The sequence below is a fragment of the Corynebacterium sp. genome (assembly GCF_030826625.1).
In the GTDB taxonomy this organism is placed as follows: Bacteria; Actinomycetota; Actinomycetes; order Mycobacteriales; family Mycobacteriaceae; genus Corynebacterium.
In genome coordinates, this window is record NZ_JAPJNQ010000039.1 from 1 (window position 1) to 21,409 (window position 21,409).

The 21,409-nt window shown below is 55.8% G+C and carries 21 protein-coding genes and 2 pseudogenes; 15 read left to right on the top strand and 8 right to left on the bottom strand.

Going from position 1 to position 21,409, the window contains the following annotated elements; all coding sequences use genetic code 11:
- Positions 1–184, top strand: a 184-nt coding sequence (locus RCH87_RS06205; protein ID WP_306515856.1) for a hypothetical protein, incomplete at its 5' end; no start/stop codon positions are given.
- Positions 185–233: 49 nt separating this feature from the next.
- On the opposite strand, the gene RCH87_RS06210 is transcribed toward RCH87_RS06205, so the two are convergent.
- The 3 genes from RCH87_RS06210 to RCH87_RS06220 all read right to left on the bottom strand — a co-directional run bounded on the left by RCH87_RS06210 (position 234) and on the right by RCH87_RS06220 (position 2,227).
- Positions 234–914, bottom strand: a complete 681-nt coding sequence (locus tag RCH87_RS06210) for a hypothetical protein (RefSeq protein WP_306515857.1) — start codon at positions 912–914, stop codon at positions 234–236.
- A 227-nt stretch (positions 915–1,141) separates the two neighbouring features.
- The gene (locus RCH87_RS06215; RefSeq protein WP_306515858.1) at positions 1,142–1,894 is read right to left on the bottom strand and encodes an NAD-dependent deacylase; all 753 of its coding nucleotides are present in this window, start codon (positions 1,892–1,894) and stop codon (positions 1,142–1,144) included.
- A 69-nt stretch (positions 1,895–1,963) separates the two neighbouring features.
- Positions 1,964–2,227: a hypothetical protein gene (locus RCH87_RS06220; protein ID WP_284789794.1), complete on the bottom strand. Its 264-nt coding sequence runs from the start codon at positions 2,225–2,227 to the stop codon at positions 1,964–1,966.
- Between the two features lie 215 nt (positions 2,228–2,442).
- Here RCH87_RS06220 and RCH87_RS06225 point away from each other — a divergent pair, with 215 nt between their 5' ends.
- From RCH87_RS06225 to RCH87_RS06235, 3 genes and pseudogenes are all read left to right on the top strand, one after another.
- Positions 2,443–4,953, top strand: coding sequence for a nitric-oxide reductase large subunit (locus RCH87_RS06225; RefSeq protein ID WP_306515868.1), 2,511 nt, complete (start codon positions 2,443–2,445; stop codon positions 4,951–4,953).
- A 15-nt stretch (positions 4,954–4,968) separates the two neighbouring features.
- Positions 4,969–5,574: pseudogene (locus RCH87_RS06230) on the top strand (hypothetical protein); the annotation flags it as partial.
- 259 nt (positions 5,575–5,833) lie between these two features.
- Positions 5,834–6,562, top strand: a pseudogene (locus RCH87_RS06235) (SPFH domain-containing protein); the annotation flags it as partial.
- 267 nt (positions 6,563–6,829) lie between these two features.
- Here RCH87_RS06235 and RCH87_RS06240 read toward each other — a convergent pair.
- The gene (locus RCH87_RS06240; protein WP_306515859.1) at positions 6,830–7,291 is read right to left on the bottom strand and encodes an excalibur calcium-binding domain-containing protein; all 462 of its coding nucleotides are present in this window, start codon (positions 7,289–7,291) and stop codon (positions 6,830–6,832) included.
- A gap of 151 nt (positions 7,292–7,442) precedes the next feature.
- On the opposite strand from RCH87_RS06240, the gene RCH87_RS06245 reads away from it, so the two are divergent.
- The 7 genes from RCH87_RS06245 (at position 7,443) to RCH87_RS06275 (ending at position 14,197) form a co-directional block, all read left to right on the top strand.
- Positions 7,443–8,051, top strand: a complete 609-nt coding sequence (locus RCH87_RS06245; RefSeq protein WP_284789791.1) for a thiamine biosynthesis protein — start codon at positions 7,443–7,445, stop codon at positions 8,049–8,051.
- 404 nt (positions 8,052–8,455) lie between these two features.
- Complete coding sequence (locus RCH87_RS06250; RefSeq protein ID WP_306515860.1) at positions 8,456–9,148, top strand: ABC transporter substrate-binding protein; 693 nt, start codon at positions 8,456–8,458, stop codon at positions 9,146–9,148.
- A gap of 12 nt (positions 9,149–9,160) precedes the next feature.
- On the top strand, positions 9,161–10,159 hold the full coding sequence (locus RCH87_RS06255) for an iron ABC transporter permease (RefSeq protein ID WP_018121406.1): 999 nt from the start codon (positions 9,161–9,163) through the stop codon (positions 10,157–10,159).
- A gap of 7 nt (positions 10,160–10,166) precedes the next feature.
- Positions 10,167–11,324: an iron chelate uptake ABC transporter family permease subunit gene (locus RCH87_RS06260; protein ID WP_236658176.1), complete on the top strand. Its 1,158-nt coding sequence runs from the start codon at positions 10,167–10,169 to the stop codon at positions 11,322–11,324.
- Positions 11,321–12,106, top strand: a complete 786-nt coding sequence (locus tag RCH87_RS06265) for an ABC transporter ATP-binding protein (RefSeq protein ID WP_306515861.1) — start codon at positions 11,321–11,323, stop codon at positions 12,104–12,106. The genes RCH87_RS06260 and RCH87_RS06265 overlap by 4 nt, the downstream gene beginning before the upstream one ends.
- 64 nt (positions 12,107–12,170) lie before the next feature.
- Positions 12,171–12,620, top strand: a complete 450-nt coding sequence (locus tag RCH87_RS06270) for a PH domain-containing protein (RefSeq protein ID WP_018121409.1) — start codon at positions 12,171–12,173, stop codon at positions 12,618–12,620.
- Positions 12,617–14,197 (top strand): PH domain-containing protein, encoded by a 1,581-nt coding sequence (locus RCH87_RS06275; protein ID WP_306515862.1) that lies wholly within the window; start codon positions 12,617–12,619, stop codon positions 14,195–14,197. The genes RCH87_RS06270 and RCH87_RS06275 overlap by 4 nt, the downstream gene beginning before the upstream one ends.
- On the opposite strand, the gene RCH87_RS06280 is transcribed toward RCH87_RS06275, so the two are convergent.
- Positions 14,194–14,664 carry a tRNA (cytidine(34)-2'-O)-methyltransferase gene (locus RCH87_RS06280; protein ID WP_018121411.1) on the bottom strand — a complete coding sequence of 157 codons (471 nt, stop codon included), beginning with the start codon at positions 14,662–14,664 and terminating at the stop codon, positions 14,194–14,196. The two genes, RCH87_RS06275 and RCH87_RS06280, sit on opposite strands and share 4 nt — an antisense overlap.
- 23 nt (positions 14,665–14,687) lie before the next feature.
- On the opposite strand from RCH87_RS06280, the gene RCH87_RS06285 reads away from it, so the two are divergent.
- The 3 genes from RCH87_RS06285 (at position 14,688) to RCH87_RS06295 (ending at position 17,448) form a co-directional block, all read left to right on the top strand.
- Positions 14,688–15,539 carry a bifunctional methylenetetrahydrofolate dehydrogenase/methenyltetrahydrofolate cyclohydrolase gene (locus RCH87_RS06285; protein ID WP_144737060.1) on the top strand — a complete coding sequence of 284 codons (852 nt, stop codon included), beginning with the start codon at positions 14,688–14,690 and terminating at the stop codon, positions 15,537–15,539.
- Positions 15,529–15,945, top strand: coding sequence for a DUF3017 domain-containing protein (locus RCH87_RS06290; protein ID WP_306461524.1), 417 nt, complete (start codon positions 15,529–15,531; stop codon positions 15,943–15,945). Before RCH87_RS06285 ends, RCH87_RS06290 begins: the two co-directional genes overlap by 11 nt.
- Positions 15,946–16,065: 120 nt before the next feature.
- Entirely contained in the window at positions 16,066–17,448 is a 1,383-nt protein-coding gene (locus tag RCH87_RS06295) for a GntP family permease (RefSeq protein WP_306515869.1), read from the top strand.
- On the opposite strand, the gene RCH87_RS06300 is transcribed toward RCH87_RS06295, so the two are convergent.
- The 3 genes from RCH87_RS06300 to RCH87_RS06310 all read right to left on the bottom strand — a co-directional run bounded on the left by RCH87_RS06300 (position 17,435) and on the right by RCH87_RS06310 (position 20,349).
- Positions 17,435–17,956, bottom strand: a complete 522-nt coding sequence (locus tag RCH87_RS06300) for a gluconokinase (protein ID WP_306515863.1) — start codon at positions 17,954–17,956, stop codon at positions 17,435–17,437. The two genes, RCH87_RS06295 and RCH87_RS06300, sit on opposite strands and share 14 nt — an antisense overlap.
- Before the next feature lie 29 nt (positions 17,957–17,985).
- Positions 17,986–19,089: an SWIM zinc finger domain-containing protein gene (locus RCH87_RS06305; protein ID WP_306515864.1), complete on the bottom strand. Its 1,104-nt coding sequence runs from the start codon at positions 19,087–19,089 to the stop codon at positions 17,986–17,988.
- A 141-nt stretch (positions 19,090–19,230) separates the two neighbouring features.
- Positions 19,231–20,349 (bottom strand): homoserine O-acetyltransferase, encoded by a 1,119-nt coding sequence (locus RCH87_RS06310; protein ID WP_306515865.1) that lies wholly within the window; start codon positions 20,347–20,349, stop codon positions 19,231–19,233.
- A gap of 199 nt (positions 20,350–20,548) precedes the next feature.
- Between RCH87_RS06310 and RCH87_RS06315 the strand changes: the two genes are divergently transcribed.
- Positions 20,549–21,406, top strand: coding sequence for an aromatic amino acid transport family protein (locus RCH87_RS06315; protein ID WP_306515867.1), 858 nt, complete (start codon positions 20,549–20,551; stop codon positions 21,404–21,406).
- Positions 21,407–21,409 lie beyond the last annotated feature (3 nt).

Consider the following 21,409-nt stretch of genomic DNA (forward strand, 5'->3'; position numbering starts at 1 on the left):
CTATATGGGCGGGGCGAAGATCGCGAAACTGCTTCCCCCGATGTCGCGGTTTAGCCGGGGAGGCGAGGACCGGAAAGAAAAGCAATCGCGGGTTGAACAGAAACTGCACGAGTTATTGGCGCGGTTTGATCCGCTGTTTGTGGAGGATGGGTCTACTGAGCTCATGCAGATGCGTGGGGCGTAGTGCTTTGCTTGTGAAGTTGGCCTGGGGTTGATGCCCAGGCGTTTAATCCTTAATCCTTTACTTCGACTGCTGTTTTTGCAGGGAACAACGGATAAATTCGAATGAAATAAGGCTCGTAATGATGCTGTGCGCGAATAAAGCTGGCGACTTTTTCGCATGGTGCCATCTCATCGAAGCATCCATTCCAATAGCTTTCCCACCAACGCAATTGGGCGTTATATCGAAAAGGAAATTGGCTGTCCATTGGTGGGGAATGCCGGAAATGTATTCTGGCGGCAAGAGTTTCAAAGGCAAATCCTGCTGTGCGTGCCAGAAGTTCTTGTTCGCTTCGGCAATACATGGACTGATTTGGCCACGGAAATTCATACATATACCCGTAAAAGCCGACTAGTTCTGGTTTTTGGCCTTGTGGTTTTTCTATTTCAATATCTGGATTGAAATGGACTGGGCGGCCTAGATTTAGTGCGGGGTCGACTGTGTGGGCATAACGTTTGATCCATTCGAGTAGGGAGGCATCGTCGAAAATTTCGAATTGGAGATATATGTGGTGGTGTAGAAATGGGGTAATTTGGGTGGCGATTTGGGATATTTTTGCGTCTACGATGCACCGTTGTATTGCTGCTTGGTAGAGGGGGTCCAAAAATGCGGCTTTATAAGCATCGTAGGCTTCTTTGAGAGCGGTCTTGTCTAGTTTTCCTGCAGCCTCGAAATGTAGAATCGAACCGTACAAGAATGAATGGGTTTTGAACGCAAGTTGGTCCCTCGAAGGCCATGGGCCCATGACAATGTAGCAGCTCCATGAGTTCGGGGCTAGCGTGTAAACGCATATTGAACTGGCATGATTCATAGTAGGTGTCCTAAGCGTTTCCATTGGTTGACGGGATCGGGGAATTTCGCCACAACGGTGCTTTGTGGCCCATTGGTGCTTTGTGACCTATAGTCTTCCTGAATACCAGATTAAGGATTGCTAGTGATCCTCCCACTGAGTATGCGGGGCAGAGCCTCCGCAGCGGTGGCTGTGACAACCACGCTGGCTAGCTGTGATAAATCCGTCGGCTGCGGGCTGACCTCCACGATCGGAATACCACGCCTATATGCCGTCACAGGTAGCCCTGCGGCAGGGTAGACCACCCCAGAAGTTCCCACGATGAGCAGCGCGTCCGCCGTGGACATTCGACGTTCCGCCTCTACCCACTCATTTTGTGGCAATGGCTCGCCAAACCAGACCACGCCTGGACGAATAAGTCCACCGCACTCCCTGCATTCTGGTGGCGTAATCTTGTCCACTGGTCTGGTAGGCAGGGCAATCTGCTCACAATAAGGCGTTGCGCAATCCGTGCAGCGGAATTCGAACAAAGAACCATGCAAGTGGGCAACATCTTCACTGCCTGCGCGTTCATGCAGATTATCAATGTTTTGCGTGGTCACGGTCACTTTTTGTGCTGCTGTGAGGGCGCGGTGTCCGGCGTTGGGCTCGGCGCGTTGTGCCAAGTGTGCGCGCCACAAATACCAGGCAAACATCGTTTCTGGATCGCGATGCCAGGCATCGATTGAGGCCATCGCTTGCGGGTCCACGTTTTCCCACAAGCCGGTCTGCGCGTCCCGGTAAGTGGCGATCCCACTATCCGCACTCATGCCCGCGCCAGTAAACACTTCCACCTGGTTGGCGTCGGCAAGAATCTCGTGGGCGTCGATAAGCGATTGTTTCATGCCATAAGCCTACGGTGTGGTGCGGGTTAGTCACCGCGATCAGGCTCAAGAGTGCATGTAACTCGCTACCTAGCTCGCGGCGGATTTGCCCTGTTCGCGCTGCGAGTTACTTTGCGTGCCATCACCCTGCACGCGTTGTTTCCGGTTGGATAGCCACAGCCAGATTACCAGGATGAGCAGAAAACTCAGCACTGCAAATGCCACGAATGCTAAAGAGATCACGACGGTATTGCGTGGTTCATCGAAAAAAATCATTACCACGACCGAAGCAGCGAAGATCGCAGCAAAAAAGGTGATTAGCCAATTCTTTTTCGTGTGCTCTTTAAAGGTCATGAGCACAATTTTAGTGCGAAATGCAAGGGGAAGGCAGAATTTTCAGATGAAACAAATATCACACCATAATCTACGTCTTTTGTAGCACCTAAAAGGAGCCAAATTAGGGCGAACTGGCTATTCTACGAACATTTTATGGGGTAATGATTAGACAGTACTAGGAATTTTTTGACCGGATTGGGAAAATAATGTCAGACGCGCAGGGAGCGTCCTACATGCAGGGCGCAGAGGACCGGGCAAAACCAGTTCTTAAACTCAATAGTGCATGGGTGCAAGGTGTCGCACTGACCATGCTTTTCGGCTTTTTCGTCATGGGCTTTTTGGCGTATCGAACTTACGATGCCTCCATGCCGCAGCCAGAAAAGATTGTTTCGCAGGAGTCCGGTGAGACCATCCTGACTTCTGAAGAGATCACCCATGGTCAGGAATTGTTCCAGGCCCGCGGCCTGCAACAATATGGCTCTGTGATGGGGCACGGTGCATACCTGGGCCCTGATTTCACCGCGGAGTACCTGCGCATGGCCACTGAGCATGCCAAAGAGCAGAACTCAGCAAACGGTATCCCAGGCTTTATCTCGCCGGAGGCAACGGAAGATGAAGCCATTGTCGAGGAATTCCGCACCAACCGGTTCGACGAGCAAACTGGCGTGCTGGAGTGGACCCCGAACCAAATCTCGGCATTCGAAGAAGCGCAAAAACACTACTTGGACTATTTCGGTACTAACTCCGGTGATCACGGGCTGCCGAAGGAGTTCATCAACAACGAAGACGAAATTCACGACCTCACCGGCTTTTTCGCTTGGACCGCGTGGGCTTCTGCTGCAGAACGCCCAGGCCAGGATTATTCCTACACAAACAACTGGCCAGCAGAGCCACGTGTGAACAACACTCCAACGGCTGACTTAGTTGTGTGGTCGGTGCTGTCGCTAATTGCATTGATAGGTGGAATCGGCCTGATCTTCGCCATCTACGGCCGCTGGTCGCGCCAGATTGGCTGGCACGCTGAAGAGACCCCAAACCTAGATTTCAAACAGCCCGGAGAAGTGAAACTCTCCAAATCACAAAAAGTGGTTGCCTGGTTCGTTCTGGTCACTATGCTGTTGTTCCTCATCCAGGCACTCCTAGGTGCAGCCGTGCAGCACTACCGCGTGGAAATCGAAGGTTTCTTCGGAATCCCGCTGCAAGAAATCTTGCCGTACAACGTCGCGCGTACCTGGCACTTACAGCTGTCGCTTCTCTGGACCGCGGGCGGATTGCTGGCAGCCGGCATTTTCTTGGCACCATTCATTGCCCGCCGCGAACCTAAAAAGCAAAGCTGGCTGACATGGGCTCTGCTGGGCGCCATCGCCTTCGTCGTCTTCGGTTCCATGGCCTTTGAATGGCTCTCGTCCTTCGGCATCGTGCCAGAAGGCAGCATTTGGTCGCAGCAGTGGGAGTTTTTGGATCTGCCACGCTTCTTCCAGATTCTGCTGACCATCGGCATGTTCCTGTGGATCTTTATGATCTTCCGAACCCTGCACGGTCGCCTGAAAACCGAGCACAAGTCGAACATGCCGTGGTTGTTCTTCTTCTCCGGACTGACCATCCCAGGTTTCTACGCCGTCGGCATGCTTGCAGGTTCGTCGACGCACCTGACTGTTGCAGAGTTCTGGCGTTTCTGGGTTGTCCACCTTTGGGTGGAAGACTTCCTGGAACTCTTTACGACGATCATGGTTGCCTATGTCTTCGTGTTGCTGGGTGTTATTCGCGAAAAGATCGCCCTGGGCATCATCTACTTGGACATCATTTTGTATTCCATTGGTGGCGTGATCGGTACCATGCACCACCTGTATTTCTCCGGTACTCCGGTCGAGCACATGGCGCTGGGTTCGTTCTTCTCTGCCGCCGAGGTGGTCCCGTTGACACTGTTGACCGTCGAAGCCTGGACGTTCATGCAGCTTGGATCTAAACAGCGTGCGTCCGGCAAGCGGCCATTCCCACACCGTTGGGCTGTGATGTTCTTGGTTGCCGTTGGTTTTTGGAACTTCTTGGGTGCCGGTATCTTCGGATTCTTGGTCAACTTGCCAATTGTGTCGTACTTCCAGATTGGTACCGCCCTGACGGCCAACCACGCGCACGGCGCCATGATGGGTGTTTACGGATTCCTTGCCGTCGGCCTAGGCGTGTTCGCGCTCCGTTACCTGACACCTCCGAAGTACTGGTCGGATAAGTCGATGCAGTGGAGCTTCTGGCTACTCAACATTGGCCTGCTGTGGATGGTCTTTATTTCGCTGCTGCCGTTGGGCACATTGCAGCTCTACCACTCGGTTGCGGAAGGTTATGTTGAAGCTCGTTCGCTGGGATACATCACCCAGCCGGATAACGCCCTGATCGAATGGCTGCGTCTGCCTGGCGACGTGATCTTCATGGCCGGTATTCCTGGCTTGATCTGGGGAGCATTCAAGGCCGTGCGTCACAGTGGTGAGATCCCAACGATGGAAGATGAGAAAGAATTCCCGGTCACGCCACTGTTTAGCAAGGTGGAATCCGAAGAAAACCTGGAGCCCGTCGGTACTGGAGCACAAAGTCAAGGCTCTCCGGTTGGATTGGTCTCCGGTGGCCATGGCCGCGTCGACAACCGCACGGGCGCAGAAGTCTCGGATACACTGGATAAACACAAGGGCAACAGCTCCACCAAGTGGGGCGGTAGCTACAGCTCCGACAAGCGTGACGACGACAGCAAGTAAGCAAGCGAGATAGCAATGGAATTACCTGCGGTATTTACCATCCTCAGTTCCATCTATGGTCTGTTCCTGCTCGCCGTGGCGTGGGGTTTTGACCGGATGGCTCGGTCGGCATCCAATCGCACCAATGGCGATCAGACAGGTGGATTCCGCTATATGGAATCCCACGATGCTTGGCAGTGCCCGGAAGACCAATGGCTGTGGCCTTCCAGCTTCGACCCAGAAAACCGCGTCATGCGTTACCGGGGTAACCCGACCGTGTGCAACACCTGTCCGGTCAAGCAATCCTGCACGGTCAGTGCGAAAGGCCGCGAGGTTACCCGTCAGCTTGACCCGTGGCCACATTCGGAGACCGGACGTTTCCACCGTGGGGTTTCTTTGGCGGTGGCGTTGATGGGCTTTATTTTGCCGCTCATGTCATTGCTTGTGCATTCGTCGACCGCAGATTTGGTATTGACCGGTGGAGTGCTGGTCGTGCTGGTCGGCGGCACTATTCCTTTGGCGCGTCACCTGTGGTCCACCCCGTCGAACTTCCCCGAAGAGCTGCCATCGATGGATAATATCGAGGCCGAGGTTAATGCGGCCGTAGCGGATAAATACGGCGTGAAGTACCGTTCGACGAAAGAAGCCATCGCTGGCTTGCGTGACGACGAAGTCTCGCGCCTTGCGAAGAAATACGGCTCCGAGCGCATTCGCGCAACCGGCGAAAACCACGACGAAGTAATTGCTGCAAAATACAAGCACCACTACCGTTCGGATAGCCGATCGCTGCGTCGGTCGCGCAGCAAACCAGTGGAAAACTCCTAAAACACACAAGCCTCATTAGGCATAAAGGTAAGGCACAGGCGAACTTTTCATGAGCGCACTAGTATTTTGGCCGATCATGGCATTGCTGGCATTGGGAGTGCTGGTGGTGATCATCAGCTATTCGTTTAAGGTCATCAAACAATACGAAAGGGGAGTGGCCTTCCGGTTTGGGCACTTGCGCCCGTTGATGGAACCGGGCGGGCATTGGATCATCCCGGTGATTGACAAGATGGAACGCGTTGACCAGCGCGTGGTTACGTTGACCATCCCGCCACAGGAGATCATTACGAAAGACAACGTTTCGGTGCGAGTCAACGCCGTTGTCATGTTTGAGGTCACCGATTCCATCAAGGCCGTGCTGCAGGTGGAAAATTACGCGGTGGCAACCTCGCAGATCGCGCAAACCACCCTTCGTTCCCTGCTGGGACGTGCCAGTCTGGACGATTTGTTGGCGCACCGCGATGAGCTCAATGAGGATCTTCGACGCATCATCAATGGTCAAACACACCGTTGGGGTGTAGAAACTCGGATTGTCGAAATCAAGGACGTGGAAATTCCAGAGCTCATGCAACGCGCATTGGCACGCGAGGCCGAGGCCGAGCGTGAGCGCCGTGCGAAAGTCATTTCGGCACACGGTGAACTGCAATCGTCCAAAGAGCTGCGTGAAGCGGCTGAGGAATTACAAAAGGCGCCAGCCGCTCTGCAGTTACGCTATTTGCAGACCATCTTGGAGCTGGGTGCTGACCAGAACTCCACCGTGGTGTTCCCATTGCCCATCGATATTCTGGGTGGGTTCATGGACAATATGGGCAAATTCCAGCAGGGATTTAGTGATTTGAACCAAAACCTCAGCTCATTGGTGGGCAATAAAGCTGACGAGTCGCCAACGAGTGACAACGATAACTCGCCTGCGGAAAACAACTCCGATAGTGGCAAGCAGGCTGGTGAATTCACGTCGTTGGATCTGCGGCCAGAGACTGCCGAATACAAGCTTGACGACGGGCATGGCAAGGACGTCGATGGCGATAAAGGCGAAGATAAAACCGCCGACAAAGAGTAATCACGCGCCGCGTTATTCGCAGGCTACGCCATCCTTGTCTCGGTCCAGCTGTGAGCGATAGCCCGGATCGCCTGCGTGCAGGGGAGCGGCACCGGCTGCACGAGCGGCCGCGCAATTCTGGAAGTATATCTCGCCGCCGGGCGCTGCCGGTGGGGCAGCAGGAGCATCGACGTGCGCCGGTGCCACCGGCGGTTCGTTCATCTCGGGATTCGCCCCCGCAGCCCCCGGAGCCTCCGCTGCTGGTGGCTGGTCTGCTGGCGCTTCCTGGGCACGAGGGAAGCGGTCGTCGTAGCGTTCCGGGAGCACCGTGCCATTGCCACGCCCAGAATGCTCGTGCGCGTTGGCTTCGGCTGGGTTTTCCGTTGCGTCTGCAGCACGTGCTTCTTCCATGGATTCTGCCGACGCGGTTGCAGTTTCCGTGAAGGTTTCCGTAGACGTTTCGGTAACCATTGCTTGGTCTGCTGAAGAATCCACATCCGTGCACGACGCTAGCAGGATGCACGTGGTAGAAAGCGTCGCTAAGAGTGTTGTGCGCAGGGAATTCACATCTCGCCATATTTCCTGATGGCTACCTCTAAAGCAACTTTTACCTTGTTCAAAAACTAGCCATGCATATAATGTGCTTATGACTATTGCAAAGACCTCTCGTCGCCGTACGCTCCGTTCCGCAGCTCTGGGCATCACCGCCGCATCCGTACTGGTGCTGGCCAGCTGCTCTTCTGAAGAAGCCGCAGACACCGCAGCATCGGTAACTTCTGAGGCAGGCGACGCCGCAGAATCCGCTACCAAGGCGGCTGGAGACGCCGCAGAGTCCGCCACCGAAAAGGCCAAAGAAGCTGGGGACAAAGCAATGCAGGCCATTGACGCCGAAATGCGCGTGACCCCGGACCCAGAAGCTGGTGTGGAAGCAGACAGCGAACTGCAGATTGAACTGTCTGGCCTGAACCCAGTGCAGGGCTACTACGTTGCCATTTGTGCTGACGACGAAAACGACTCTGAAGGTCGTCCACCACTATGCACCGGTGAGCATGGCGACGAAGCCACGCAGGCTTGGGTCAAGACTGAGGGTGGCACCGTGGACATGAAGGAAGATGGCACCGCTGTTGTCACCTTGCGTGCGACCCCAACCGGCGAAGGCGTCGACTGCACCACCCAGGACTGCAACGTGCAGTTGTTCGGTGACCACACCGAAGGCTTCAAGCGCGTTGAAGAAACCGAGATCAAATTCGTTTAAGGCTTAGTATTTCTGGTGAGCATTATATTTATTCATAAAGGCTTGCCTTAACCTGTTAAGCTTATGCTAGTCTGAGTAAGTTATCCTAGAAGTCGGGAGCTGAAAGGACTGTAATGCTTAGCAGGAAAAACACCCGCGCACTGGCGACAGCCAGTGCGCTTGCTCTATTCGTGAGTGCTTGTAGCGGAGATAATTCCGCTGATACCTCAGCAGTTAATGAACCGTCTTCGTCGGATAGCGGTGAAGCCGTTGCTTTTGAACATCCCACAATTGAGGGACTTAGTCTAGAATTCGAGCAGACCCCTGAAAAATTGGTGATGGATTGCTATGCGTATAGCGCTTTGGATCATCTAGACATTATTCCAGACGCAATTTTCGGTTATGACTGCGATAATCCGTGGGTCATGGGCGATACCGATATCAGCAATATCGAGCAGATTGGCAAAGACGGCGAGATTGATATGGAAAAGCTTGCCGAGCTTCGCCCTGATGCTGTAATCGGGCATGGTGATGCCGATGGTTGGAGCTGGTTCGATGATGATGTCAACAAGCAATTGGCAAGTGTCGCTACGTTTATCCCGCTACCTGATGGCGACAGTATTGAAGAAAATATTGAAGGCACAGAAAAATTAGGTGAATTTCTCGGCGCCGACCTGAGCGATCAAAAACTGGTTCAGGCACGCGAAGATTATGAATCGGCTAAAGACGATTTCAGCGCTGCTGTCGAGGGCAAAGATCTTGATTTCATGCTGGCTAGCCCAACAAAAGAAACGCTCTACACCGCTGTAGGGTTCAATCATGCAAACCTGCTCGAAGAGCTTGGTGCTAACATCGTCGGAGCTGAGCCGCCGGCAGAGGGCAATCCATGGGGCAAAGTTGCATGGGAGGAAGCTAACACCTACCCAGCTGATGTCATATTGGTCGAAGGGCTGGATGATGAACAGCCGTTTTCTGCTGAGCTCTGGGAGAGTTTGCCAGCTGTTGAACAGGGGCAGATTAGCGGATGGGCTTCCAAGGGTGCGATGACCTATTCCACGTTTGCACATTGGTTGCAGGGGTTGGCTGAAAAAGTCAAAGACTTTGACAAGCTGAGCTAAGGCTCATTCACAGTGTTTTCTCGCTTCCGAACGGCAGGGCTGGTTGTTCTCGTCATCGTCACGTTGGCGTCTTTACTACTCAGCTTGGCGATCGGAGCCCGTTCGATCGCCCCCGACGATGTACTGCGTTACCTTTTTCACCCAGAACTCGGAGATCCGATTTCACAGGTGGTCTGGCAGTCGCGTGTACCTCGAACTGTCCTGGTGGTTTTAGCTGGTGCGTCGTTGGGTGTGGCCGGCGGGCTCATGCAAACTGTAACCCGCAACCCGCTGACTGACCCAGGAATTCTCGGTGTCAACGCTGGCGCATCATTGGCTGTGGTTGCAGGATTGGCCTTTTTGGGGCTCACCGATCTACGAAACTACATGTGGTTCGCGCTCGCCGGTGCTTTTATAACCTCGATTGTCGTTTTCATCGTCGGTAACACTGGAAAAAATCGGGGTAATGCCGTGCGCATGACCTTGTCAGGTGTTGCCATTGGTGCAGTACTGAGCGGATTTAGTTCCGCAATTTTGCTGACCAATTCAGATGTATTGCGCCAAATGAGGGGCTGGGCTGCAGGTACTACGGCTTCACAATCACTCGAGGATGCACTCTCAGTGGTTCCACTGATTGCGATTGGCCTCGTGATTGCATTTCTCAGCACACGAGCCTTAGACGTATTGGCCTTAGGGGAGGCAAGTGCCGTTGCGATGGGTGCACGACCGAACCAAATCCGGTTGGTGGCTTTGGTAGCCATCACGTTGCTGGCGGGCGGTGCTACAGCAGCAACCGGCCCCATTGGCTTCGTGGGCCTGCTTGCCCCACACCTCGCCCGCATGATGGTTGGGCCGCATCAGGGGTGGATCACTGCATATTCAATGTTCTTGGGAACCCTCGTTGTTGCCGTAAGCGATGTGCTGGGACGAATCCTTTCTCCAGGTGAAGTGCCTGTTGGCGTAGTAACAGCATTCATTGGTGCTCCGGTGCTCATCTGGATGGCGCGGCGATTCCGGCTGAATGAGTTATAAGGCTGACGTGAGCGCCGTAAAGCGCGGAATCGGCGACGAAGCACGAAACGAGCGGATAGGATCCCGCGATCAGCAGTCAGCACAGACAGGAGAACTCGTGCATACAGCGCAGAGACTTGATTTTGGAAGGCAATGTTATGAGTTGCCTATTCCTGGGAAAACTCACGGCGTCTGGCGCATTGACGCGCGAGCGCTGCGGGTCAGTGTTGCGGTCTGGATCGCGATAATCGCATTGGGAATTTTTGCGCTTTTTACCGGATCTGCTTCAGTAACACCAACCGAGACCTGGAATGCTGTGTTGGGGCGGGGAGATAGCTTCACCACGATGATTGTCGTGGAATGGAGAGCACCCCGCATCATTATCGCGGTACTCCTCGGCGCATCACTGGCTATGAGTGGATCGATTTTCCAAACACTCACAAACAACGCGCTCGGTTCACCGGATGTTATCGGCTTCCAAACCGGCTCTTATACCGGTGCATTATTCATCATGTTGGTGGTTGGAGGCAGCTCGATTAGCGTGATGATTGGGGCCCTGGTCGGTGGGATCATGACTGCACTGGTGGTATTTTTCCTATCGGTGCGCAATGGCAATACCCGCGGTGTGCGTTTAGTGATCGTTGGCATTGGAGTCAGTGCAATGTTGGCTTCGTTGAATACGTGGATGCTGCTGACCGCGACAGTAGAAGATGCTCTGATGGCAAGTTTATGGGGAGCCGGAAATCTATCCGGTGCTACCTGGTTTGATGTGTGGCTGATCGCTTGCGGGGCAATAATCTTCGGCATCGGCGCGGTATGCCTGTTACGTCCAATGCGCATTATACAAATCGGTATCCCCTTCGCTACCGCTCTTGGCTTGCACGTGCATCGGGTGCAGTTGCTTGCCATCGTGGTTGGCATCGGATTGATTGCAATAGCTACGTCCACTGTCGGTCCGATTGCCTTCATTGCCCTTGCAGCTCCCCATATTGCCCGTCGTGTTGTGCGCCTCGACGGATTGGTATTAGGCACGTCTGCTGCCGTCGGAGCATTGTTGTTGTTATTGGCAGACGTTATTGCTCAGCGGATATATCCAGATTCACCGTTGCCGGTGGGCATTGTTACTGTCTCGATTGGTGGCATCTACTTTTTGTGGCTGCTGTTCCGGGAAGGAAAAGCGCGATGAGCAGATTGCAAGCTGCAAATGCAAGCTTGGGTTACGAATCGACCGTGATTTCACGAAATTTGTCAGTGGAAATCCCAGATGAGAAATTCACGGTGATTGTTGGTCCCAATGCTTGTGGTAAGTCGACCTTGTTGAAAGCATTAGCTCGATTATTGCGTCCGACGCAAGGGCACATCATGTTAGATGGGGAAATAATTCAATCTCTACCCACGAAAAAGGTGGCCCAAGAAATTGGTTTACTGCCGCAAGGCCCTGTAGCGCCGGAAGGCGTGCGGGTCGTGGACTTGGTTAACCGAGGCCGATATCCATATCAAAAGCTTTTTAGTCCTTGGACGCACGACGATGATGCGGCTGTGTCTCGAGCTATGACGGCAACTGGAGTGCATGAATTATCTGGGAAGCTCGTCGACGAACTATCTGGTGGACAGCGGCAACGGGTATGGATGGCGGTTGCGCTAGCCCAAGAGACCGGCATTTTGCTTCTCGACGAACCCACCACGTATCTCGACCTGAATCACCAAATTGAGCTACTGGAACTTTGTCGTAGATTGAATCAAGAAACGGGAGCGACCATGGTGGCCGTGCTGCATGATCTCAACCAAGCCGCGCGCTACGGTGACCACATCATTGCAATGAAACAGGGCGCAATTGTTTCACAGGGAAGTCCCGACCATGTGTTTACAGAAGACTTGCTGAGCGAAGTTTTCGGCGTGAATGCGCGAGTTATTCGTGACCCAGAGTCGGAAACACCCTTGATTATTCCTCGTTGGGTCCACACCTAGAATCCGAACGTGACGATGTGCAATGAGCAGCGTGCGTCGGTGATGAAAGGTAACCTGGGCTGCTATGAACCCAGTGTCGAGGAAACTGATCAAAGCGCGTTATCTTTCAGGTCTGCCCTGGGCCTTATTATTTATTGGTGCCTCCATCGCAGCCGCCGTGTTCTGGAGCAATTGGTTGTGGATTGTCACCGCCGTCATAGTCGCCTTCGTCCTTTTTCGCATCTGGCTCATTCCACGGCAGGTGAAACTGCTTGGCTGGAAAGAAACCGACGACGAACTTCTGATCACCCGCGGCAAAATTTGGCACACCTTCACCGTCGTGCCGTATGGGCGGATTCAATTCGTGGATGTTTCTGCCGGCCCCATCGATAAACTCTTCGGCTTGAAAAACGTGAAGCTACATACGGCTTCGTCTTCCTCCGACTCCGATGTCCCCGGGCTAGAAGCTGCCGACGCAGATGCATTACGTCAGCGCCTGTCCGAAAAGGCTCGTGAGAGGATGAGCGGTCTATGAGTTCAGCAGAAAACCCTCAGCCACACGATCAGCACCCCAGGGCTTCGCACCCAACTGCCGCAGAACCAGCAGCCACACACCCAGCGGCCGAGGTACAAACCAACCAGCAGCAGTGGCACCGCGTCCATTTCCTCACTCCGATCCTGGAGTTCTGGTCGCTGCTCGTTGGTTTGGCCGTCGTCATTTTCGTCAACATTAATTCGACGATTATCAACACGGTCTCCAGTTGGGCAGATGGCGAACACCTGACCGACTTGCTGGTTGGCACCGCGATTCTGCTCGGCATCGCGGTACTCATCGTGGGACTGTCGTATTTCTGGTGGCGGGCCATGGGCTTCCGGCTTGACGACGAAGAAATCGCGCGGAAAAAGGGCGTGTTTTCTACCCAAGTGCGCTCGGCACGGTTCAATCGCATCCAAGCCGTCGACATCGTCGAGCCGTTCGTCGCCCGCATCTTTGGCCTCGCGAAAGTCCGCGTCGAGACGGCCGGCGGCTCGGATTCTGTAATTGAAGTCGAATATCTGCGCAAGAAAGAAGCAGAACGCCTACGCGCGGAAGTTCTGCAGCGCGTGCGTGGTGAAAAATCAACCGAGCCTGATACCGCGCACTCGGGCATCGCAGAACCCGGTGCACCGGAAGCGACGCCGGCAGAAACCCCAGCCGGTGATGCCGCGCAAACACACAAGCCTGATCTCGCCCATCCGGCTCATTCGACTGACCAGTCGAACCGCGTAATCATCCCGCCGATTCCCGACGGACGGGTGCTCGGCTCACGGGCGCTGCGTCCCAGCACCGTGATCGCGGCTTTCGTCGTACTTGCCCAGCTGTTTACCCCTCTGAATATCATTTCCAGTTTCGTCATCGTCTTTGCCGCCCTGGGCACGTTGCTTGGCCACCTCAACAACGCGTGGCAATTCACCGCCACGCTCAACGAGACCGGCGGGCCGAACAACTCTCCGTCCCTCGACATCGCGTACGGGTTAACCAGCAGGCGTCGGCAATCAGTGCCGCTGAACCGCATTCACGCCGTCGAAATCAGCCAACCCGTCCTGTGGCGGCTGACTGGCTGGTGGATCGTGCAGGTAGACGTCGCAGGTTATGGCGCGCTGTCCGGTAGCGATTCCGGCTCCACGATGATCTTGCCCGTTGGCAGCAAACAACAGGCCCAACAGATCGCCGCACTGGTCACCCCGCTTGCCGACGAGCAGCTTGCCGAGTTTGCCCGGCCAGACGGTTTCACCCGCCCCCGGTACACCTCGCCGAAACAGGCCCGTTGGTGCTCGCCGATTGATTACCAACAACAGGGCGTCACGCTTGTCGACGACGCCGTGATCATCCACCACGGGCGAATTGGGCGTAAGGTTGCCATCGTCGCTGAGCCGCACATCCAAGAGCTCTCGTTGCGCAGGGGGCCGATACAGGCGCTGCTTGGTTTGCGCAGTTTACGCCTGGACCTGGTCGGCGGGCCAGTGAGCATGGTAGGTGCGGATCTTTCCCCAGGCGATGCCGAAGAACTCCTCGAATACTTGCGCCAGCGCACGTTGCCAGAACTAGAACAGGCGGGGACTTTTCACTAGATTCCGCCACTAAAACCCAACTGCCGCCACGCCTCAAATACCGCGACGGCCGCTGAATTCGACAGGTTCATCGACCGGCGCGCCGGCAGCATGGGAATGCGCACCTGCTCGGTCACCCGCGGGTGCGCAAGTGCCTCAGCTGGCAGACCGGTGGGTTCTGTGCCAAAGAGTAAAATATCGCCGTCTTGGTAGTTGACGTCGGTGTGAAAAGTACTGGCACCAGTGCTAAAAGCAAAGAGCCGGCCGTCGGCAAGCGAATCCAAGCACGCATCCAAGTTCGGGTGGATCTGCAGATCCGCCAAATCGTGATAATCCAGCCCCGCGCGTTTCAAATGTTTATCGTCGAAATTGAAACCCAGCGGCTCCACCAAATGCAGGTGGGCGCCGGTTACCGCAGCTAAACGGATCGCGTTGCCGGTATTCGAGGGGATTACCGGATTATCAAAGACAACATGCAAATCGGCCATGGCAAGAGTCTAGAATGGTAGCCGTGACTGCATTGACATTGGATGGAAAACTCTACCGAGACGAAATCTTCGACGATCTGAAAAAGCGCGTCGACAAGCTGCGCGAAAAGGGCATTACCCCTGGTCTGGCCACTGTGTTGGTGGGCGATGATCCAGGTTCGCACAGCTACGTCAAAATGAAGCACCGCGACTGCGAAGCCCTGGGCATCAACTCGATCCGTCGCGATCTCCCTGCTGATATCAGCCAGGAAGAACTGCTCGCCGTCATCGATGAGCTCAATGAAGACCCAGCCTGCACCGGCTATATTGTGCAGTTGCCGCTGCCGAAGCACCTGAATGAAAACGAGGTGCTAGAGCGCATCGACCCGGACAAGGACGCCGACGGCCTGCACCCAGTGAACTTGGGCAAGCTTGTGCTCAATGAGGATGCACCGCTGCCGTGCACCCCGAACGGTTGCATCTCGCTGCTGCGTCGTTTCGGCGTGGAACTCAACGGCGCAAAAGTCGTGGTCATCGGGCGTGGCGTGACCGTTGGCCGCCCGATTGGTCTGATGTTGACTCGCCGCAGCGAAAACTCTACTGTCACCCTGTGCCACACCGGAACCAAGGACCTGGCGGCAGAAACCAAGGCCGCCGATGTCATCATCGCCGCTGCTGGCGTGCCACACATGCTCACCGCAGACATGATTTCCGAGGGCGCTGCCGTGCTGGACGTGGGCGTTTCGCGTGTCGACGGCAAACTCGCCGGCGATGTGGCACCCGAGGTATGGGACAAGGCCGGCGCGGTCTCGCCCAACCCCGGCGGCGTGGGCCCCTTGACCCGCGCCTTCCTGGTGCACAACGTGGTGGAGCGCGCAGAATTGCATGCCGGATAAACCACACTCGCACCGGGCCAGTGGCCGTACCGAATCATCGGTCGGTGACGGTGCTCGTCGCCTGAGCACCCACCGGAACAAGGTCGACCGCAGCGGCTTGGCCAACCCGCATGATCTGAACCTGGCGCCCTCGCGCATACCCGGGTGGTTGCAGTGGGTCGGGATGGCCGCGTTTATCGTGCTGCTGGCCGCCGCCGCCTGGTTTTTGGTGGCGGATCATTGGCGTCGTTCCACGTTTGCCCTGGGCGTGGCGATGCTCTGGCTGGCTGCGTTGCGGCTGACCTGTGATTCCGCAAAACTGGGCGTTTTTGCTGTGCGTTCGCGCAGGTTCGATGCTTCGTTCAGTGCTGTTGCAGGCGCAGCGCTGATGTTTTTGTCTGCCTCGGTGGATGCACTGGGAAGTTAGCGTGCGATAATTTGCTCGCGCTGGCCAGCTAACTGGCGCGCGGGGCAGTTAGACGCACAGGGCAGTTAGCTGTGCGCCGCGCATAGCTTCACAGAGTAGAAAGTTGCACCAATGTCACCAATGGATACCTGGGAGCCCGCACTGGGCACCGCACCGCTGCTAGGCATCGCCGCGGCCGCCGTCGCAATGATTTTGCTGATGGTGATTTATTTCCGCATCCACGCATTCATCACCCTGATCACCGTCTCCGCGCTGACGGCCTTGGCCACGGGAATCCCGCTGGAAGGCGTCGTCCCTACCATGACCGACGGTTTCGGCTCCACCTTGGCATCGGTGGCTTTGCTGGTCGGCCTGGGTGCGATGCTTGGTCGTTTGGTGGAAAACTCCGGTGGTGCGCAGTCGCTGGCGGAACTGCTGGTGAGCAAATTTGGTGAGAAGCGGGCCCCGTTCGCCCTGGGGGTGGCATCGCTGCTGATGGGCTTTCCCATCTTCTTCGACGCCGGGCTCATTGTCATGCTGCCGGTGATTTTTGCGGTTGCGCGGCGTCTGGACGGTCCGATTCTGGCTTATGGCATCCCGGCAGCCGGCGCGTTTTCTGTCACCCACGTCTTCTTGCCACCACACCCAGGGCCGGTGGCAGCTGCCGAATTCTACAACGCGGATATCGGGCTGATCTTGCTGTTCGGCCTGCTTATCGCCTTGCCGACGTGGTATATCTCCGGCTACCTGTGGGGGCAATTCCTGGGCCGCAAATACCCGCTGCCGGTACCGGATCTGCTGTTGGGGGCGCGTTCTGAGCCACCGAAAAACCCGGCGGGCGCTGGTTCCGTCGCTACGATCCTGCTGCTACCCATGGTGCTCATCTTCGGCAATACCGGCGCGAACACCGCCGCCACCGCTGGCTGGATCGATGGCGATTCCGGGCTTGTGCAGTTCCTGCGTTTCCTTGGGCAAACCCCGATCGCCTTGCTGATTACAGCCTTCGCCGCCATCGCTGTGTTGGGCTTGCGTAGGGGAGTAAGCCGCGAAGCCATCGAAAAATCCATGGACGGCGCGCTCGGGCCCATCTGCTCCGTCGTGCTGATCACCGGTGCTGGCGGCATGTTCGGTGGCGTATTGCGTACCTCGGGCATTGGCGACGCGCTCGCCGAATCCATGGAAGGCATGGGCATCCCCCTGATCCTCGCCGCCTACCTGATCGCTGCCGCGCTTCGCGTTGCCCAAGGCTCGGCGACCGTCGCCTTGACGACGGCCGCAGCATTGATGGCACCGGGCGTGGCTGCCGCGGATTACTCCGAAGTCGCGCTGGCGCTGATCGTCTTGGCGACAGCCGCCGGTTCCGTCATTGCCTCTCACGTCAACGATTCTGGCTTCTGGCTGGTGGGCCGGCTGATGGGCATGGATACCGCGACTACTCTGAAGACCTGGACGGTGAATCAAACCTTGATCTCCGTTATCGGTTTCGCCCTGGTCATGGTGATCTACGGCGTCAGCGCGCTGTAATCCAGTCCTTCATTGCCTCCGCCACCAGTGTTGGTGGTTCGGCGACATCAAAACTCGCGCCGGGTTCATCGGCACGCAGCGGCTCCAAAGTTGCCAGCTGTGAATCCAGCAAATGCGCCGGCATGAAATGCTTTGTGCGCTCCAACATGCGTTGCTCCAGCAGTTCGCGTGAGCCCGTGCAGTGCACAAATACGGCGCCGGGGCATTCGGCGAGCAACACTTCGCGGTAGCTGCGCTTCAACGCGCTGCAGGCAACGATGGCGCCGTGCTCCTGCTCGGCGAGCCAATTTCCCACGCGCCGCAACCACGGCCAGCGATCGTCGTCGTCAAGCGGGATGCCGCTGGTCATTTTGTCGATATTGGCTTGCGGGTGAAAATCGTCCCCGTCGAGGTAAACCAGGCCCAAAAGGTTCGCCAGTTCCGTGCCGACGGTGGTCTTCCCGCTCCCAGAAACCCCCATCACCACGATGTGATGGGGCAGTGGTGCATCCGGTGCATGTTCAGGCATGTTGGTGATCCTAACACCTGCCGGGAACCTCACTGGTGGCTGTGTTGCTGTGCCTCGGCATCGTTATGTCGGGGCAAGCCCAAACTTGCTGCGTATGCCGTAATCGCACTTGCTTGCGCCGGTGCCGCGATCGAGATGACGTCGCGCAGGTACGGCCACAGACGCGGGTGGTCTTCGCCGTAGTAGCTTTCTGCCAGGAACGCGAAATCCACGCAGTAGTCTATGCCGGCGTGCCCCAGTGCTTCCTCGGCCGCGTAAACGGGCAAACTCGGCTCAATTTCTTCACTGAAAAAATATGTCCAGGTTACCCAGCGCGCAATTTCTGCCCCAGCACACGCATCCGGTGAGTTCACCACGTCCTTGGCCGCGGATAAATGCAGAACAAGCGCATCGTTAATCGTATTTTTCGCTGCCTCGCTTCCTGCCAGGCTTAGTGCACGGTTGGTGGCAAGGTACCTTATGAATTCCTCGAGGTACGGCAAAACTAATTCTGCGTACTCGTGGTCGAGGAAATGCCGAAAAATCATCATCATTTCTTCACACCGAGCAGCTTGCTCGCGCTTGCCGACGCCCACGTTCAGACCTGATTGCACACCACCCCCAGTTGGCGAGCTAATTTCTGTCCACTGCGGCGGCAGAAAACTGCCAATGGCTTTGCCAAGGCGATCTTCGAGAAACTCTGAGATACTCACGGACGTGCCATTATGCGCCAAAATGTGCAGCTGTAGCGGGAGCTGCACCTGTGGTTCCCACTGAAAAACTTGCCGGAAGGCACTAACGATTTGATTAGGGGTGGCGGTGTCCACGAAGTTCTCGAGGAAACGATCCTTGGGCTTGGGATATAATGCGATGCTGCGTAAACCGACGGCGACGCAGTGCTTGCACCATTGATGCTGCACAGGGCAGGTGCAATAGGTGATCGGGGTTCCTTCGACCAGCTTGATGTGCACCTCGTAGGGATGAATTGCCGAGCCTTGCACAAAAGCTTTAATAACTTTGTCGGTCACTGTGTGCCCTGAAATTGCCGCGGGATCGATATTGGAGCCCTTGTGGAAGCTTCCCGAATCTGTGTGGCCGGCGATGTAGCTAGGCGTAAGGAGGTTAATTAAATAAGATTTCTGTGGCAACGACATAACTTAAGAATACGATGCCGCTGCACACAGAGGCTCACAGGTTCGAATGTTAGTTCTAATTCATAATTTCTGTCGTGCTCTAATCAATGAATGCTGACGCCGAAATTTGCCGAGTCCAGCGTAGCCCTATAGCGGGCAGGCTTAAATGCTGTATGGCTCCGGCAGAGACAGCTTTAAGAACTTGCGCAGAATACGATCCAGCTGACGAGATTCGGTCAAAAAGGCGTCATGTCCCACGGGAGAGACGATCTTGGCCATGCCCAAGAAATTCCCGATATTGCGCGAAAGGTGCTCTTGTTGGTGGTAAGGGTACAAAATATCGGTGTCGACGCCGACGATCATGGTTGGCACCGTGGAGCCGCCGAGTGCGCGGTTGAGCCCGCCGCGTCCGCGACCAATATCGTGCCGGTTGAGTGCTTCGGTGAGCGCGACGTACGAACCCGCGTCGAAGCGTTTCGAAAGCTTAATGCCCTGATGCTCCAGGTAACTGTTGACGGCAAAGCGCTGGCTGGGGTCGCGGAACTGGCCAAACGGGTTCTCGCCCTCGTTGGCATCGGAGCCGAAACGCTCATCAATTTCTTGCTCGCCGCGGTAGGTCAGGTGCGCGATCCGTCGCGCGGCGCAGAGGCCTTCCAGCGGATAGTCCTCCGTTCCGTAATAATCACCACCGTGCCAGTTCACATCGCGCTCAATGGCAGAGATCTGCGCGCATTGAATGCCAATCTGCCACCCGGATGCGCGAGCCGAAACCGCCAGGATGCACACTGCATTCATCAGCTCTGGATAGAGCAAAGACCATTCGAGCGCTCGCGCACCACCCATCGAGCCACCGATGACGGCGTGAATTTTTTGCAACCCGAGCGCGTCGACAAGCTGGCGTTCCGCGGCCACGATATCGCGAATTGATACCGCCGGGAAGCGTGAACCCCAAGCGTGCCCGTCGCTCGCGATGCTGGAAGGACCCGTAGAACCATGGCAACCCCCAAGCGCATTGATGCAGATAAAACACCAACGCGAAGTATCGAGTGCGCGGCCGGGGCCAAGAATTTCACCCCACCAATCGGCCACGTCGGACGAGCCCGTGAGCGCATGCTCGATCAGGATGACGTTGTTCGGCCCGTCGAGTTCGCCGCGGAAAGAGCCGAAAACGTGATAGCCCAGGGTGACTTCGTCCATCGTGGCACCAGCTTCCGTGCGGAATTCACCGATATTGGCATGGTTCAGCGTGGAGGTGGGGCCAAATGGCGTGGCGTGAGGCATAATCGATAGCTTTCCGACGAGGGCGGTAACTTGCTTCACACAGTGTAGGTGAACAGAGCTGTCTAGTTATAGAATTATATTCCGCTTGTGCGCTGACGCTAATTTTCGCTTTTTGTGATGTGGCTGACATACTAGTGGCTAGTGCTCAACAATCTGTGATCAATCCTGATCACTCTTGACGACGGAAAGGCTCCAGCTCGTGAGCGAAAAACACATCTCGGCCTCCCAGCAGGCAGAAAACTCGAACAACGCCGGGGTCGGCCCGGAAGTACGTGGAGAGAAACCCAACAACGCGAAATGGGCGCTGGCGCTTTTTGGTACCGCCGTCGGTGCCGGTATCCTGTTTCTCCCGATCAACGCCGGTAGTTTTGGCTTCTGGCCACTGCTGGTGGCCACGCTGATGATCGGCCCGATGGCATTTTTGTCGCACCGCGCTTATGCCCGCATGCTCAGTGGTTCCTCGCAACAAGGCCAAGACGTTTTGGAAGTCATCACCGGCTTCTTTGGCAAAAATATCGGCATCTTTGTTGCCTTGATTTACTGGTTTACGGTGTTCCCGATCGTGATGATCTACGGAATCTCGATCACCAACACCGTCGACAGCTTCATTCAAAACCAGCTCAACGGCCCAGAAATCTCGCGCCCAATCTTGGCGACGCTCTGCGTGGGCCTGATGACGCTCGGCTTTGCCCTGGGGCGTAACACCGCGCTGGTAGTCGCGCAGTTTGTGATCTACCCACTGATCATCGCGTTGGCTGCTGTTTCGCTGTATCTGATTCCGCAGTGGGATTTCAGTTCCTTCTACCACTACAGCGCGGATGGCTTCGTCGCCAACCTCGGCGACATTATCTTGATCATGCCGGTGCTGGTGTTCTCGTTTAGCTTCCTGGCGGCAATCTCGCAGTTCGTGCTGGATACCGAGCGTTTCTACGGCAAAGATGCTGAAAAGCAGTCCTCGAAGATCATCCTGATCGCCACCGCTTTGCTGACGATTTTCACCATGTTCGGGTTAAACGACAAAAAGTGTGTGCCAAACCCCGAATATCTACACCCCTAGCAG

Bases quoted from the DNA above. Each gene is read 5' to 3' on its own strand.
- RCH87_RS06215 (WP_306515858.1), bottom strand. From the start codon at position 1,894: ATGAAACAATCGCTTATCGACGCCCACGAGATTCTTGCCGACGCCAAC.
- RCH87_RS06220 (WP_284789794.1), bottom strand. From the start codon at position 2,227: ATGACCTTTAAAGAGCACACGAAAAAGAATTGGCTAATCACCTTTTTT.
- RCH87_RS06225 (WP_306515868.1), top strand. From the start codon at position 2,443: ATGCAGGGCGCAGAGGACCGGGCAAAACCAGTTCTTAAACTCAATAGT.
- RCH87_RS06245 (WP_284789791.1), top strand. From the start codon at position 7,443: ATGACTATTGCAAAGACCTCTCGTCGCCGTACGCTCCGTTCCGCAGCT.
- RCH87_RS06250 (WP_306515860.1), top strand. From the start codon at position 8,456: ATGGGCGATACCGATATCAGCAATATCGAGCAGATTGGCAAAGACGGC.
- RCH87_RS06265 (WP_306515861.1), top strand. From the start codon at position 11,321: ATGAGCAGATTGCAAGCTGCAAATGCAAGCTTGGGTTACGAATCGACC.
- RCH87_RS06270 (WP_018121409.1), top strand. From the start codon at position 12,171: ATGAACCCAGTGTCGAGGAAACTGATCAAAGCGCGTTATCTTTCAGGT.
- RCH87_RS06275 (WP_306515862.1), top strand. From the start codon at position 12,617: ATGAGTTCAGCAGAAAACCCTCAGCCACACGATCAGCACCCCAGGGCT.
- RCH87_RS06280 (WP_018121411.1), bottom strand. From the start codon at position 14,664: ATGGCCGATTTGCATGTTGTCTTTGATAATCCGGTAATCCCCTCGAAT.
- RCH87_RS06290 (WP_306461524.1), top strand. From the start codon at position 15,529: ATGCCGGATAAACCACACTCGCACCGGGCCAGTGGCCGTACCGAATCA.
- RCH87_RS06295 (WP_306515869.1), top strand. From the start codon at position 16,066: ATGGATACCTGGGAGCCCGCACTGGGCACCGCACCGCTGCTAGGCATC.
- RCH87_RS06300 (WP_306515863.1), bottom strand. From the start codon at position 17,956: ATGCCTGAACATGCACCGGATGCACCACTGCCCCATCACATCGTGGTG.
- RCH87_RS06305 (WP_306515864.1), bottom strand. From the start codon at position 19,089: ATGTCGTTGCCACAGAAATCTTATTTAATTAACCTCCTTACGCCTAGC.
- RCH87_RS06310 (WP_306515865.1), bottom strand. From the start codon at position 20,349: ATGCCTCACGCCACGCCATTTGGCCCCACCTCCACGCTGAACCATGCC.